The sequence below is a fragment of the Pusillimonas sp. SM2304 genome (assembly GCF_031628915.1).
Classification (GTDB): domain Bacteria; phylum Pseudomonadota; class Gammaproteobacteria; order Burkholderiales; family Burkholderiaceae_B; genus Pusillimonas_C.
Map to the genome: position 1 here is coordinate 290538 of NZ_JAVLUJ010000003.1, position 13862 is coordinate 304399.

A 13862-nucleotide genomic window follows, 5' to 3' on the forward strand; every position below is an offset into this window, starting at 1 on the left:
ACATCTTTTGGCGATATCCCGATGCGATATATTCCATATGCTCGCGCCTTCTTGAACGGCTTTCTGCGCTGAGTATTAGAAATACAATTTGAAACTTACGTAAAACTTACATAACAGCCCCGTCCGCCCTGCGATGCGCGAGGCTTATCGTTAGAATGCCTTTATGAAAATCTGGATTATTTTGCTCAGCCTGCTGGCGAGCGTAGCCGTCGGATGGTGGAGCGTGCGCCACAAACCGGCAGGGCATCAGCGCAGCCTGAAGCAGCAACTCAAAATTGTTTCAAGAAGCTTCATCGCGGGGATCGTCGTGTATTTCGCCCTGATGTCGGTGGCGCTTCTTTATTTAATGATTACAACCGCATAGCGCCAGGGATTGTTTTTTTACTTTCCTGCCGTTGCCCCACTTGCAAGTGGAGCAAAAATGAAATGTAATAGTCCTTACAAAGCACGCACGTTGCGCAAATCTTGTAACGAGTTACTGACGCCCGACTCGCGCCTCGTTCACGAATGGGACCTTCATCATGCTCACACTATCCTCCCGGCTGCTGGCAGGCATTGTGATGCTTGCCGCAAGCTCTTTTGTTTCTGCAACCTCGCCGGCGACCTGGCCGGTCAGTCCATCGCGTCTGCACTTGCCCACGCCCTACGGAACCCTTGACATCGCCACCAGCGAATATGTGTACGAATCCCGCTTGCGCGTGGACAGCATCGATGTCAATCCGCCCGTCAAAGGCATGCTGAACATCACCTACGCATTCAGCACCCCAAAAGCTCAGGTCGCGCTGATTTCCATCAATAGCGGCAACAACGGCTGCCCTGTGGCTTACCGCTGGGTGGTGCTGGATAAATCGGGCTACACCGTATCGCCTGAATTCGGTTCCTGCTCCGAGCAGATCAAAGTCTCGGCCAAGGGCCGTCTGTTTACCCTGCAAACCCCCAGCTCTCAGGCGCCGGATCAAATCGATGTTTATACTTACGATGGCAAATCCATCAAACACCGTACTACCTCGACACCCTGAAGACGTAATTTGAACTCAGTCAACAATGAATCCTGGGGCTTCCTGCACCCCGAATGCCATGGCCAGAACGCCCTCATGTTCTTTAGCTGGGATCTGGCCAAGACCATAGAGCAGCAATTCAAGCTGCATGCCGAATCGACGCTGGCCGTACAATTGCACGAAGCGCAGAAAGCGGTTGATCGCCTGTTGAATCAGTATGTGCAGATCCAGGCCAACCCTGATGCGTTCGAAGGGCAAAGCATCAGGCTCCGGCTTGAACAGGACGAGGCCAACCCTGAAACGCCGGTGCTGGCCCTGCGCACATCGCCACGCCTGGAAGCGCTGATCCTTCAAGTGCAAGCGCAAGAACAGGCGTCCCGCAGCATCAACTAGGCCGGGCAGGCAGCACGCCTGTACGCCGCTCCCCTTCCGAGGCCACTATGACAACACGCCAGTGGGGCTACGAACGCGCCGACTGCAGCGGCGACTATGCCTTGAACTTGTTTCTGGACGATATGGAACACCTGGTGGACCATTACGCGGCGCCAAGCGGCGAACAGCTTGAAACCCGCCTGTTCCAGGCTCAGGCTGCCGCCAACAAGCTTTTGCAAGCGTACGAAAAGAATGCGCGCAACACTGCCGCCTTCACCGGACAGTTCATTGAAATCAAATCGGTGGTCGACGCGCAGGATGTGCTGCAGTTCGTGCCTATTTTTTCCAGCGGGCTAAAACAGCAGTTGATCAAACTGCTGAAGCGGTCCAATACCGCCACACAGCATTAGCCGCAGGCTCCGATCGCCCCGCACACGGTGCAGAACTCGCAACCGTCTTTCTTGATGACGGTGTGATTGCCGCATTCGGCGCACAGCCTGCCCTGCATGGGCGCAGGCTGTGCGGCATGGCGCACGGGCTCGTCGGCCACAACGCCCATGGCCTTGATGGGCATGCCTTCTTCGGTCAAGATGCCCAGCATGGCGTATCGATGTATGACCAATTGCGCTACATAGGCCACCGTCGACGGATAGTTGACCTGGCGCTCGCTGCCGGGCACCCGCGCCAAGAAGTCGCCCCGCGGCTCGGCATAATTCAGCAGCTTGCGCAGCTTCATGCCTATCCAGGCCGGATCCACCACCCGCATGTCCAGGCTCAACAGCTTGCACAGCCCATCGAGCGCGCGCGGGTGGCCGCCCGTCAGCCCCATGCTGTAAGGACGCCGGCTCCCATCGGGCATCTGCAATTCCTTCAGCATCAGCACAAAATCGTCATCGGTTGCGGGGTTGCGCACATCGGCCACCCAGGCCAGGGTGCCATCGGTTCCCGTTCTGGGCTCGTGCGGCGCAAACAGTGCATTCAACACCGGCGCCGGATCGTCGGGACGCGCATCCAGGGCGCCCAAGTCGTCGTAGCGCCACTCAAGCAGCTTGGCCAACGCCGCCGGGGCGCTGGGCACCTGGACGCGATGCCCATCGGGCGGCATCGGCATCGGGAAGCCGTCAGCATGAACCTGCTTCAAGACCGAAAGTTTTTTACGCAGCCAGCCGCGATCATTGGCGCGCATATCGGTGGACAGCGTTTTGGCAATGGCATCGAGTCCGCGCGGCGGCTGTCCGCCCAGCACCCACACCTCGAAAGGCACCCGGTCTTTGTCGGCCACCACCACGGCAAACTCGCCTTGCGGCGTCTGTATGGTTTCACTGACCCAGCCCGCCGCGCCGGCCGGCAGGCTGGGGCGTGAAGGCCAGCGCAAAGATGCCAGCGGCGGCGACATCGCGACCTCGGTCAGCACCAGGCGCTTGTCCTGCTCGGACAGGGTCATAGGTGGCGGGGCGCTGGACTGCGCATCCGCGGACACCGACAGCACCGAGCCGAGAATCGCGTTGGGGCGATACGTGGTAATGCCCTTGAGGCCTTTATGCCAGGCCTGCATGTACAGGTCTTTGAAATCATCATAGGCATAGTCGGCCGGGACATTCACCGTTTTCGAAATGGCCGCATCCACATAGGGCGCCACCGCCGCCACCATCAACATATGGTCGATCGCCGAGATATCCAGCGCGGATACGAATGCCGCCGGCAATGCCTCGACATCGCCCCCCATGGCCCGATACACGCGGTACGCGTGGTCCTCGACGGTGTAGTCCTTCTTGCTGCCATCGGGCATGCGCTTGGTACGCGTATAGAACCAGGAAAAGGCGGGCTCGATGCCATTGGATGCGTTGTCGGCGAAAGCCAGCGAAATCGTGCCGGTAGGCGCAATGGACGTCAGGTGAGAGTTACGTATGCCTTGCTGGCGAATGGCGGCCTTGAGATCGTCGGGCAGCCGCGATGCAAACCCGCCCTGCAGGTAGGCATCGGCGTCGAACCTGGGAAAGGCGCCGCGCTCTTTCGCCAGATCGATGGATGCCCGGTAAGCCGCATCGCGTAATGCCCGCGCCATGTCGGCCGCCATCTGGCGGCCTGGCTCCGAGTCGTAGTTCAGGCCCAGCATGATCAGCGCATCGCCCAGTCCGGTAAACCCCAGGCCCAGCCGCCGCTTGGCGTCCGCCTCTTGCTGCTGCGCGTCGAGCGGCCATTTGGTCGCCATCAACACATTGTCCAGCATCCGCACGGCCAGCGCGGCTGCCCGCGCCATTTGCTTGAAGTCGAATACGGCCTGGGCAGTGAATGGCGAACGCACATAGGCGGTCAGATTCAGGCTGCCCAGGCAGCAACAACCGAAATCCGGCAAGGGTTGTTCGCCGCAGGGGTTCGTGGCTTCTATGTGTTCGCAGTACGCCAGATTATTCTCAGCATTGATGCGGTCCAGGAACAGCACGCCCGGCTCGGCCGCGGCGTAGGTGCTCTGCATGATCAGATCCCATACGTCGCGCGCACGCACAGAACGGTAAACCCACAAGCCGTCCTGGCGACAATGCGCCCCCTGGTCCTTGAATTCGTGATTGGGCTCGGCAGCGTGCACCAGCTCGAATGCCTCGTCGGCTTCCACGGCGCGCATGAATGCGTCCGTCACGCCGACCGACACATTGAAGTTGTTCAACTGGCCGCGTTCCTGCTTGGCGGTAATGAATTCGGTGATATCCGGGTGCGATACATTCAACACCGCCATTTGCGCGCCGCGGCGCGCGCCTGCGGATTCGACTGTTTCGCAGGAGCGGTCGAAAACACGCATATACGAGATCGGTCCCGACGCGCTGCTGCCTGTGCCTTTGACCAGAGCGCCCTTGGGACGGATGGCGGAAAAGTTATAGCCGACGCCCCCGCCTCGGCGCATGGTTTCCGCTGCCTGCGCCAAGGCGGTATAGATACCCGGCCGACCCTTTTCATCTTCGGTGATGGAGTCGCCCACCGGCTGCACAAAGCAGTTGATGAGCGTGCTTTGCAAGTCGGTGCCGGCGGCGCTGTTGACGCGCCCGGCCGGAATGAAGCCATGCTGCATGGCCCAAAGAAATTCTTCCGCATACTTGCGTTGATGCCTAGGCTGCTCCACCTTGGCCAGGGCATTGGCCACCCGGGCGCGCACCTCGTCAATACTTTTTTCGCCGCCTTTGGCGTATTTCTCGATGAGGACTTCGACAGAGATGTCTTGCGGTTCCGCCAACGCGATGGAGATGCTTTCAACGTGCTGCATAGTTGATTCCTTGGGTGTCCGGGTAATGCGTGCAGCACAGGTGCTGCGTGAACTTACCAATGTCAATCTATAAACGTATCATAGCGCGCGGCGCCGGGCCTTGATACCCATCAAGAAGAGGGTTTCAAGCGGGTCTACGGGCTTCGGACACCCTTGAATGAAAACAAGTGTCAAAGTTTTGCAAGTTTCAGCTGCATATTTCGGGATCGCCGGTAGAATCCATTTCAACTCAAGCAGCGATCGATGCAAACATGACACATGACCAGACAGAAACTTCTGGTTCGGCCCCAGAGCACACCCCCGTCAGAGCCGCCAGCACCCCTTACTGGATGCTGGTGCTGGGCGTGGTGCTGGCTTCGTCCGTCATCGGTATCTATTCGCGTCCTTCGGGCCTGCTGGCTGCATTCTGGCCGACCAATGCGATATTGCTCGGCCTGTTTTTGCGCTCACCGAGCATGGCGACCCCGTCTGGCTGGGCCGCCGCCGCAGCAGGCTACATCCTGGCCGACCTCATCATGGGCAATTCCTGGCTGACGGCAACTCTGTTGAACCTGCCCAACCTCATCAGCGTGGCCGCCGCCCTGTTCTTGTTTTCCCGCACGTTGGCAAGCGATCGCCAGTTGACCTCCCCCGGCTCGCTGCCCAGGCTGGTGCTGATCGTCACCGCGGCATCGCTCGTGGCGGGCGTGGTCGGAGGAAGCCTGTCATCGCATTTGTTCGGCACGGCTTTTGGCCGGGCTTTTGCCGACTGGATGGTCTCTGAACTTGTTTCCTATATTGTCGTACTGCCTGCCATGCTGACGGCGCCCGCCATCAGCAGTTGGATGCGGCGGGAACGCCGTGCCCGCGCGCCAGAGGCGGCCACGCCCAATATGGTTCCGCTGCTTTGCCTGCTTACGTCTTTCCTGGCAAGCGTGCTGATCGGCGGTCCGGGCGCGCTGGCCTTCCCCGTGATGGCGCTGCTGGCCTGTGCCTTGTCCTACAGCCTGTTCGCCACCGCGCTGTTGACGCTTGCCTTCAGCCTGTGGAGCATCGTTGCCGTGGCAGCCGGCATCGTACCGCTCGCCCTCGAGCTGCACGACCCAACGGTATTGCTGTCACTGCGTCTTGGCGTGGCATCGATCGCACTGGCGCCCATCGCCGTGGCAAGCGTCATGGCGGCGCGCAACAACAGCCTGACTGAACTGCGCCATTTAGCCGAGCATGATCCCCTGACCGGCCTGCTCAATCGCAGAACCTTTCATCAACGCGTCGGCGAACAGCTCGTGCAGTTGGCCAGCCAGAAGAAGCCCGCCGCCATGCTGATGATCGATATCGATCACTTCAAGAATATCAACGACACGTATGGACATGCCGTCGGCGACCGGATGCTGCGCATGGTGGCACAACGGCTGCAGCAATGCCTGCGTGACACAGACCCCTGTGGCAGGGTCGGCGGCGAGGAATTTTCTGTATTCATTCCGGAGTGCACGCAAGACTTGCTGGAAGAAGTCACACGAAGAATCCAGCGTACGATCGCGGGCGCAATGGTCCCGCTGGATGACCAGCAGGTCGTTTCCGTGACGCTGAGCATTGGCGGCACACTCAGGAATCCGGCCAGCAACGACATGGAAGCCATGCTGCTGCTGGCGGACAAGGCGCTGTATGCGGCGAAGCGCGGCGGCCGCAATCAAACCCGGCTGATGTAATCGCCCAGGCGGTGCTTTCAGGACTGCCCGACGCCGGGACCCCCACGGCCGAAGCAATCAAAAGATACCCGGCAGAACAAGCGGTGCAACCACGCTTTCCAGGCCCGGCGCTGCGCCGGCTGCGTGCCGGCGGCCGCCATCAGAATAAGCAGGAAGACAACGCCTGCGCCCAACGTGGCGGCGGTCACAACTAAAAGAGGAACAAACAATTGGTTCATTTCGCACCCCCTAGGTAATTACCCTTATTCTACGACAAAGTAGCGGATAAAAACCATCGCATCGGGGGCGGCCCCCTTTTCTTCAATCGGCGAGGGCCGTTCCCGCGCCCAACGCGCTGAGCCGAAGCAGGTTTCGCAGGTTTTCTCCCATGAACTTGCCGACCACCCCGGAGACCTCTTCATTCTTTGGATTCGCCAGGCAGGCAAGCAAGCGTTCAATTTCGCCGTCGCTCAAGACAACCTGGTGTTGAACATAGGCGCCCTGCCCATCGGGCACGTAAGCCGTTACCCGGGCGCTCAGCTTCCCGCGTTCGTCGATCAGTACCTCCGTCGCCCCGGGAATCCTGGCGCGCAGAGCGCCCGCTTGTCCTTCCGCCAACTTTTCCGTCTTTAGAATTTTCATGACATCTCCGTGCACCACGACGGCGCTCAACAGATCATAAGCGCCTCATCCTTGCCCAGGCAATACGCCCGCATCCAGGAAAACCATGACCGCCATCGAGGCCTGATTGTTTGGGGTACAATGCGCCATCTCTTTGGGGAGTAGCCTGCTTTCGCCGCGCGCGAAAGGCTTGCGTCAACATTCTTGGCTTTTCAAGCCATGGCGCAAGCGGCCAGACGGCATGGCGAGACCATAGACACCAGCATGGACCGCCGGGCACATGCGCGTGTCCATGTGTCGCCCGGCTGGAATCACCTCATATGAACTTCACGTCTACGATGGTCCTTGCACTGGCCATGTCCACCGACGCGTTTGCCGCGGCCGTGGGTAAAGGCATTGCGCTTCGCAAGCCCCGCATATCGGAAGCGCTGCGAACAGGCCTTATTTTCGGCGTCATTGAAACCGTGACACCGCTGGTGGGTTGGGCGCTGGGCTCCATCGCGGCCGAGTTCGTCTCCGACTGGGATCACTGGATCGCTTTCGGCCTGCTCCTTCTCCTGGGTGCAATGATGATACGCAACGGCCTGAAAAAAGAAAAAACCGAAGCGCCCACCGTCGCCCGCCATTCCTTCTGGCTGCTCGCCGCGACGGGCTTTGCCACCAGCATCGATGCCATGGCGGTGGGCGTAAGCCTGGCATTCATCGACAACAATATCTTGATCACGGCGGCGGCCATCGGCCTGGCCACCCTGCTCATGGTCACCCTCGGCGTCATGGTCGGCCGGGTCATCGGCATCGTAGCGGGAAAATGGGCTGAAATCCTTGGCGGACTGGCGCTGATGGGCATCGGCGCGGCCATCCTTTATGAACACACGGTGATGTAATGCCCATGCGCCATCGTTATCCCTGTAGCCGCCGCAAAAACACCTGGGCCATTTTCACGGTCTGCTTATCCCCTTTCTGGGTCGCCACCTGAACGGCTTTATCCAGGTTTTTTTGCGCTTCCTCCCGCCTGCCCAGTTCATACTGGGCACGCCCCAAGCCAAGCCATGAGCTCGAATGTGCGCCGTCCAGCAAGATGGCCTGCTCGAAGTGAAGGATGGCCTGCTCGAACTGTTCCGCCTCGGCATAGGCTTTGCCCAGGCCGAAGCGCAACAGCAGATTATCGTTGCCTGCCGCAAGCATGGCTTCCAGACGCTGGATCAATGGGGACGCACCCATTTCATTCTTGGTCACAATCCACCCTGTTTCATGAACGCTCCTTGGAATGGGCTGCCCCGAGTTGCATACCGGCCAGCCTTCTTGCCCATGCTATCACCGTTGGGGGAAAGCGGCGCCCACGCATGGACACCCCATCCCCCGCGGGCACATATCTTGCTGCGTCCTGCACGCACCGAACACATTGAGCAAAGGAATAATTCATGGAAAACGATAAAACCACAGCCAAAGAAGACCTGCAGGACGACGATACCAAGCGCGAGGACCAGCAGAGCCATGGCGATCAGCAGAACCGCAGCAAAAAGGATGGCCATACCAGCCAGATCGGAACGAGCCAGGATCAAACCAGCCAACGCAATCGTGGCGGCGGCGCCCGGCGGCCGGACTAGCCCAGCCGCGCAATCGCCTCAATTTCCGCGACCGCAGTGGCCGTGCCGGCATCCTTGGCCATTTGACGGCCCAACGCTTGGGCACGCTGCCTGGTTTCCGCGCGCTGTGCGAATGCGATTGCGCTTTCAAGCCCGGCCTGGCTTAGACCCTTTGCCTTCAACGGGGTAGCGGCCACACCCAGACGCCGGAGCTGATGGGCCCAGAAGGCCTGGTCACCGGCAAACGGCACGACAACCGAAGGCACCCCGGCCCGGCATGCCGAATGGGCCGTGCCGCTGCCGCCATGGTGAATGACCAGCGACGTCCGGGGGAACAGCCAATCGTGGGGCGTGTCGCCCAGCACATATACATTGTCGGGCAAGACACCATCGGGCAGGCCCGCCCAGCCCGGATAAAGCAAGACGCGACGGCCGGCCGCTGCATCCAGCATCGTCCGCAGCACCGTCTCCCGGTCAAATCCGACCATACTGCCAAAACCGATGTATATGGGCGCCTCGCCGGCATCCAGAAAATCCTGCAGGCCCGAGGGAGGCGTCCAAGGCCGCAACGGACCGGTCCATTGACCACAGAGCCGCGTATGCGCGGGCCAGTCCCGCGGCTGCGGCAGCAAGCAGGGAGAAACACCATACAGCATAGGATGGTCGCTCCACAGACGGCGGCGCGAGGGCAAAGCAAGCACGCGGCGTCTGGCCTGATTGGTTGCCTTGCGAAATGCGCGCCACACCAAGCCGTTGACCATATGATGGCTCAAGCGGTTGAACGCCTGGGGAATCCGGGCGGCGGGTAGAAATGGCGACGGAAATGCCCGGGTTGGAGAGATCGGTATCAGCCCCGCGCCGATCGCACGAATATTGAAATGCTCGGCCACGGACAAGCCCGCGAACGCGGCCAAACCCGATACCAGCAATGCGTCGCAGTCCCTGGCGTGTTCGGCAAGCTGCCGCATCCAGTCTTCTGTATGGGCGTTCGCCATGCGCGCCAAGCCCGCTGCCGTCGCCCCTACGCCTTTTCCGCCAGACACCAACGACTCGAGCTGGTCCCGGATGTTTCCTTTCAGGGCAGCGGTACGCACTCCCGACGCAGCCGCGCTGTCAAGCGTTTGCCCGCCCGCCAACAGCATGACGTCGTGGCCTGCCTCTTTCAGCGCACGGCACAACACGGCCAGGGGCCGGGTGTCCCCTTCGGTGCCATAAGTCACGGCCAATAGCTTCATTCAGATCCGGGGATGCGCTTACTTGGCGCTGCGGCGCAGCTTGCTGACCGCAGCCCTGTTCAGCCGCTTGGCTTCTTGTTCGGCGTAGGCTTCTTCCCCTGGCTCATACTTGCCTTCATACATGCAACTGCTGCGGTTCCAGGTGCACGCATTGGGACGCTCCGAAGACGCCGGAGCGACCGAAGAGCACCCGGATACCAACGCAGCAAAAAAGAGCGCCATGCCGCAACGGCTCGACGTTTTAATCAACATATTCCCTGGCCCTACCGAGATGTGTTAACCGTTTTATAGCATGGCCCTGACCGCCGGCTTTTGTCTTGGGTTCAGGGCAGTGGCTACAATGAAGGCTTATCTAAGGAGTCATATGTTGGAATTTCAGCCCGGAGCACGGGCGTATCTATCGGAAATCCGGGCCCTGTCGACAGACCAGGACGACAACGAAGTATTTGTGGGCATGACGGTCAAGGAGTCGCTCTGGTATCAGAGTTATCTTGAAGAATCATTCAGCGGAACAGCCGACCGCTGTGACGGCTCGCAGGAAAAGTATCTGGCCCTGCACGACAAGCATGAAGAGGCGCGACGGACTGTGCTGGCCGGCGAATCGCTCATGCGGGCTCAGCCCGCTGCGGCCCAGTAGCGCTTGCCGTCCGGCTGCGCCCCAGATTACAACATTGGGGCGCATGGCCCCTTCTGGCGACGATGGGCTTTCCCTAAGGTCACTGCTGCAAGACAATACCCGCGCGTTCAATCAACGCACCGGTCTTCTGCACGTCGGCACGCACCATGGCCCGATAGCCCTCCGCTTTCCCGTCGGAGGGCTCCGTACCCGCAGTCTGTATCGTCTTACGCACGTTATCGTCCTTTAACGCCACCTGCAGCGCTTCCTGCAAACGAGCCATGGCCGCCGGCGGAGTGCCTGCCGGCGCAACCAGCGTCCACCACGCCTGCATTTCACACGCTTTCATCCCTGCCTCAGCTACAGTCGGAATATCGGGATGCGAAGCCAGGCGATCCGGGCCAGTACTGTGCAGAACACCGACCGCGCCAGCGTCTGCCTGCTGCAATCCCGTGCCTGGCGTGTCATAAAAAAGATCCACATCGCCATTCATCAAAGGAGGCAAGGCTTCTGCCGTCCCCTTATAAGGCACATGCGTCATCTTGATTTTTGCCTCTTGCTGCAAACATTCCGCCAGTAGATGGGACAGCGTGCCCGGGCCTTGCGAGGCGATGCGCGCATCTTCGCCATGCTGCCCAGCGTAGGCAACGGCCGCTTCCGTGTCCTTGAACCCTCGGGCTTTGGCGGACAACAGCACCATGGGCGCCGTACCCAGGACGCCAATAGGCTCGAAACTATCAGGGTCGTACTTCAATTCTTTATACAAGAACCGCGCGCCCACGATGGTCGTGTTTGTCGCCAGCAATAAAGTATAGCCATCCGCCTGCTGCCCCGCAGCGTAGGCGGCGCCTATGGTGGTGCCCGCACCCGGCCGGTTGACCACGACGATGGATTGGCCCAAATCAGCGCCCATTGCCTTCCCGACTATCCGTGCAATGACGTCGGTCGCTCCGCCCGGAGGGAAAGGACTTACGATGGTAATGGTCCGTTCCGGATAGGTGCTGGCACCCGCCGTTGCCGCCACACACAGTAAGCCCGCCGCAATCCAACTTCGCCGTACCAACATGCTATCCTCCTGAAAGCCTGATGAAAACAGGCCTTTTAGTTGTCGTTAATGTCAGAAGATTGTGTTCCTGCCGTTTCAACGTGTCAATCGCGCCCGCTTGCTTAGACCGACGGGGCACCTTTCGACATAACGCTGCTGCTTTGGCATGAGCGTCAGGCCGCCACCGAGCACAAGAAAATTTAGCGGGTAATATCCAACCCTGCTGCAACGTAGAATATGACCCACCAAGCGACAACAATTAGCTGAGCAAGGAATTGTTAAATTGAGCCAACCACTACGCATCCTGCTGGCCATTGCCATCGGGTTTGGAATCTACAAGCTCGGTCAAAAAGACCCAGTCACGCCGGTTTCGGGTGAAGCGACGACTGTTGCGCCATCGACCGCATCGCAGTGAGTGAGTTTTCCCCGGCAATGTCCGACGACACCGAGCCGACCACCCGCATCCATGAGGCCCGCCTGTGGCGTGATGACGGCTGGACCGCCCGCGTCATCAAGAACGAGGATGACGACGGTTGGGCCGTCGAAATGATTCAGGACGGAGAGGACGAGCCGGCCCTGGTCGGCCCCTGGACCATGGGGCGCGACAAGAAGAACCCCAAACCCCTGGATTCAGCGGCTTTCATCACGCTGGTCAAGACGGCATCCGAAGTGCTGCGCAGGCACGAGCAACAGCTTCATGCGCTTTTGCACAAGAACTTGACCATCGACTCGGTGTCCGGCCGGCTGCGTATTGCTCTGGATATCGTTCCTGACGAATACGAACCCTATGCCGAGCTGAGCGCCCACGATGGCTTCGGCGAAGAACTTGCACGGGTTCGCGTGCTGCCTGGCTTCAAGCTAAATCACCAGAGCGCAACGGACTGGATTGCTAGCGGTTTCGCCCGCCCAGCCTGATCTGACGCATAGCAGTCAGGCCAATGCGCCACCGCCGGTGCGCACAGCGCCTGGCAGACGGCCGGGGACACGGCGGAAACGGAAATGTCGCTGGAAGACATTGTGCTGGCCCAGCGATGGATGGCTGCCGCCCTGTTAGCCAGGAGCGATGGGCTACGTGAGATGGGTGAGGCGGAGACATGGTTTGAGGTGCGCGTGGAGCGATGACTTCATCCAGAAAAATTAATTTCATGACATAGAGGCAACATCATGCTCAAAGTAATCGCTCAGGACTTCATCAAACCCGACAGGCTTGACGCGGTCATTCCCTTATATCGCGAGCTCGTCGAAAAGACCAAGCAGGAACCGCTCTGCATCTCGTACGATCTGTTCGTTGACCAAAAAGACCCCGGCCATTTCGTATTCATCGAAGCGTGGCCGGATCGAGCAGCGCTGGATGCCCACTGCGCAACGGAACACTTCACTCGGCTGGTCCCGCTGATCAATGCGCACCAGAGGGAGAAAGGGACATTCCTGCTGATGGACCTGTTCGAGTCGGATTCGAGCAGGCCAATAGATTTATGACAGAGCAAACAAGTTGTAGGTATTAATAATTAATATTAAGCCATTCATTCAACAGGACAGGGATTGAGTACGTGAGTATATACACACGAGAAATGTAGAAACAGTGGTGTTCGCTGCCATTGGCACGGTCGGCGCTGCCGTTACCGCTATTTGGATTGCAAAACTACCACCGTACTCAACATAGATATTTCAATAGGACAAAGCCCTTCATCTCGTACCGAATACTCTCTGGGCCTCAGCATCGTTAATTCAGGCATCCTGCCCGTCACCATCTCTGGCGTACATTTAAGGCTAAGATTTGGTCGTAAACGACCTGCCTACATCTCGCAGCTTCAACTAGACTCTGGGAAGTCAACAAGCTTGTCGGTTCGCCCAGACCATGGGGAAGAGATAACAGCCGCCTTTCCAATCAAGGCGAACTCAACACCATGGAATGAGTTACCCTGGTATTGGTGGATATGGCAAAGGCCTTCATTTTATGTAACTACGTCCCTACCTAAAACGCATAGGATCCGTCCGGGCGCACTGATGCTCCAGCAGCTAAAAAATCAATTAAAGTCTTGATGACTTATCCGGGTTGGATCTAAGAAAGCTCTGCCCTTCACATTCATCACCGACGCGCTTCCGATTTCGGCCGCTGCCAACAATATTGCGCCTCCCCTTCCTCTATGTAGCGAGCGAGCCAATATGAACGAGGTCAACACGTATACCAACGACGATCTACCAGAATGTCCCTTCCCGCATATACCACCAGAGATGTACTGGACGCTACCCGAAGCTGACCGGGCGGGGCTGGAACAGCCAACTCAAAACATCGAGGCCTGATCCCACGCAAAGGGAGTTACATGAATGGCTCAGGCCTCGTTATATACCCAATCAATAGGGTCACAACAAGACACAAAAGTGCGACTATCCTGTGCGCAGTAAAATTGTTGTCATCCCCATTTCTTGCGGAAGGAAGGAGAGGCGCCTTAGGGCCCATAAATC

16 protein-coding genes and 1 riboswitch are annotated in these 13862 nt (G+C 59.0%); of the genes, 11 read left to right on the forward strand and 5 right to left on the reverse strand.

From position 1 onward, the window contains the following. Positions 1-163: 163 nt before the first annotated feature. The 4 genes from RE432_RS16245 to RE432_RS16260 all read left to right on the forward strand — a co-directional run bounded on the left by RE432_RS16245 (position 164) and on the right by RE432_RS16260 (position 1780). On the forward strand, positions 164-364 hold the full coding sequence (locus RE432_RS16245) for a hypothetical protein (protein WP_310934561.1): 201 nt from the start codon (positions 164-166) through the stop codon (positions 362-364). 157 nt (positions 365-521) lie between these two features. Further along, a complete protein-coding gene (locus RE432_RS16250) occupies positions 522-1019 on the forward strand; it encodes a hypothetical protein (protein WP_310934562.1) in 498 nt (165 codons plus the stop codon). A gap of 9 nt (positions 1020-1028) precedes the next feature. Then, positions 1029-1391: a hypothetical protein gene (locus tag RE432_RS16255; RefSeq protein WP_310934563.1), complete on the forward strand. Its 363-nt coding sequence runs from the start codon at positions 1029-1031 to the stop codon at positions 1389-1391. A gap of 47 nt (positions 1392-1438) precedes the next feature. After that, on the forward strand, positions 1439-1780 hold the full coding sequence (locus tag RE432_RS16260; RefSeq protein ID WP_310934565.1) for a hypothetical protein: 342 nt from the start codon (positions 1439-1441) through the stop codon (positions 1778-1780). On the opposite strand, the gene RE432_RS16265 is transcribed toward RE432_RS16260, so the two are convergent. Next, on the reverse strand, positions 1777-4626 hold the full coding sequence (locus RE432_RS16265) for an adenosylcobalamin-dependent ribonucleoside-diphosphate reductase (RefSeq protein WP_310934567.1): 2850 nt from the start codon (positions 4624-4626) through the stop codon (positions 1777-1779). The genes RE432_RS16260 and RE432_RS16265 overlap by 4 nt on opposite strands. 251 nt (positions 4627-4877) lie before the next feature. Here RE432_RS16265 and RE432_RS16270 point away from each other — a divergent pair, with 251 nt between their 5' ends. Further along, positions 4878-6314 carry a diguanylate cyclase gene (locus RE432_RS16270; protein WP_310934568.1) on the forward strand — a complete coding sequence of 479 codons (1437 nt, stop codon included), beginning with the start codon at positions 4878-4880 and terminating at the stop codon, positions 6312-6314. 300 nt (positions 6315-6614) lie between these two features. On the opposite strand, the gene RE432_RS16275 is transcribed toward RE432_RS16270, so the two are convergent. Beyond that, on the reverse strand, positions 6615-6935 hold the full coding sequence (locus RE432_RS16275) for a hypothetical protein (protein WP_310934570.1): 321 nt from the start codon (positions 6933-6935) through the stop codon (positions 6615-6617). A gap of 123 nt (positions 6936-7058) precedes the next feature. Beyond that, positions 7059-7227, forward strand: a riboswitch (yybP-ykoY riboswitch). A 7-nt stretch (positions 7228-7234) separates the two neighbouring features. On the opposite strand from RE432_RS16275, the gene mntP reads away from it, so the two are divergent. Beyond that, on the forward strand, positions 7235-7798 hold the full coding sequence (mntP, locus tag RE432_RS16280) for a manganese efflux pump MntP (protein WP_310934571.1): 564 nt from the start codon (positions 7235-7237) through the stop codon (positions 7796-7798). Between the two features lie 16 nt (positions 7799-7814). On the opposite strand, the gene RE432_RS16285 is transcribed toward mntP, so the two are convergent. Continuing rightward, on the reverse strand, positions 7815-8150 hold the full coding sequence (locus tag RE432_RS16285) for a tetratricopeptide repeat protein (protein ID WP_310934573.1): 336 nt from the start codon (positions 8148-8150) through the stop codon (positions 7815-7817). A gap of 185 nt (positions 8151-8335) precedes the next feature. Between RE432_RS16285 and RE432_RS16290 the strand changes: the two genes are divergently transcribed. Then, positions 8336-8521 (forward strand): hypothetical protein, encoded by a 186-nt coding sequence (locus RE432_RS16290; RefSeq protein WP_310934574.1) that lies wholly within the window; start codon positions 8336-8338, stop codon positions 8519-8521. On the opposite strand, the gene RE432_RS16295 is transcribed toward RE432_RS16290, so the two are convergent. After that, positions 8518-9735 (reverse strand): glycosyltransferase, encoded by a 1218-nt coding sequence (locus RE432_RS16295; protein WP_310934575.1) that lies wholly within the window; start codon positions 9733-9735, stop codon positions 8518-8520. The genes RE432_RS16290 and RE432_RS16295 overlap by 4 nt on opposite strands. Positions 9736-10099: 364 nt before the next feature. Here RE432_RS16295 and RE432_RS16305 point away from each other — a divergent pair, with 364 nt between their 5' ends. After that, positions 10100-10372, forward strand: a complete 273-nt coding sequence (locus tag RE432_RS16305; RefSeq protein ID WP_310934578.1) for a hypothetical protein — start codon at positions 10100-10102, stop codon at positions 10370-10372. A gap of 79 nt (positions 10373-10451) precedes the next feature. Here the strand turns inward: RE432_RS16305 and RE432_RS16310 are convergent, their stop codons facing one another. Further along, positions 10452-11417: a tripartite tricarboxylate transporter substrate binding protein gene (locus tag RE432_RS16310; RefSeq protein WP_310934579.1), complete on the reverse strand. Its 966-nt coding sequence runs from the start codon at positions 11415-11417 to the stop codon at positions 10452-10454. A gap of 262 nt (positions 11418-11679) precedes the next feature. Between RE432_RS16310 and RE432_RS16315 the strand changes: the two genes are divergently transcribed. The 3 genes from RE432_RS16315 to RE432_RS16325 all read left to right on the forward strand — a co-directional run bounded on the left by RE432_RS16315 (position 11680) and on the right by RE432_RS16325 (position 12875). Further along, entirely contained in the window at positions 11680-11811 is a 132-nt protein-coding gene (locus RE432_RS16315) for a hypothetical protein (protein ID WP_310934580.1), read from the forward strand. 17 nt (positions 11812-11828) lie between these two features. Next, positions 11829-12311: a hypothetical protein gene (locus RE432_RS16320; RefSeq protein WP_310934581.1), complete on the forward strand. Its 483-nt coding sequence runs from the start codon at positions 11829-11831 to the stop codon at positions 12309-12311. 249 nt (positions 12312-12560) lie between these two features. After that, positions 12561-12875, forward strand: coding sequence for a putative quinol monooxygenase (locus RE432_RS16325; RefSeq protein ID WP_310934582.1), 315 nt, complete (start codon positions 12561-12563; stop codon positions 12873-12875). Positions 12876-13862: the final 987 nt, after the last annotated feature.

Coding starts and splice junctions, on each gene's coding strand:
- RE432_RS16245 (WP_310934561.1), top strand. CDS start 164: ATGAAAATCTGGATTATTTTGCTCAGCCTGCTGGCGAGCGTAGCCGTC.
- RE432_RS16250 (WP_310934562.1), top strand. CDS start 522: ATGCTCACACTATCCTCCCGGCTGCTGGCAGGCATTGTGATGCTTGCC.
- RE432_RS16260 (WP_310934565.1), top strand. CDS start 1,439: ATGACAACACGCCAGTGGGGCTACGAACGCGCCGACTGCAGCGGCGAC.
- RE432_RS16265 (WP_310934567.1), bottom strand. CDS start 4,626: ATGCAGCACGTTGAAAGCATCTCCATCGCGTTGGCGGAACCGCAAGAC.
- RE432_RS16270 (WP_310934568.1), top strand. CDS start 4,878: ATGACACATGACCAGACAGAAACTTCTGGTTCGGCCCCAGAGCACACC.
- RE432_RS16275 (WP_310934570.1), bottom strand. CDS start 6,935: ATGAAAATTCTAAAGACGGAAAAGTTGGCGGAAGGACAAGCGGGCGCT.
- mntP (WP_310934571.1), top strand. CDS start 7,235: ATGAACTTCACGTCTACGATGGTCCTTGCACTGGCCATGTCCACCGAC.
- RE432_RS16290 (WP_310934574.1), top strand. CDS start 8,336: ATGGAAAACGATAAAACCACAGCCAAAGAAGACCTGCAGGACGACGAT.
- RE432_RS16295 (WP_310934575.1), bottom strand. CDS start 9,735: ATGAAGCTATTGGCCGTGACTTATGGCACCGAAGGGGACACCCGGCCC.
- RE432_RS16305 (WP_310934578.1), top strand. CDS start 10,100: ATGTTGGAATTTCAGCCCGGAGCACGGGCGTATCTATCGGAAATCCGG.
- RE432_RS16310 (WP_310934579.1), bottom strand. CDS start 11,417: ATGTTGGTACGGCGAAGTTGGATTGCGGCGGGCTTACTGTGTGTGGCG.
- RE432_RS16320 (WP_310934581.1), top strand. CDS start 11,829: ATGTCCGACGACACCGAGCCGACCACCCGCATCCATGAGGCCCGCCTG.
- RE432_RS16325 (WP_310934582.1), top strand. CDS start 12,561: ATGCTCAAAGTAATCGCTCAGGACTTCATCAAACCCGACAGGCTTGAC.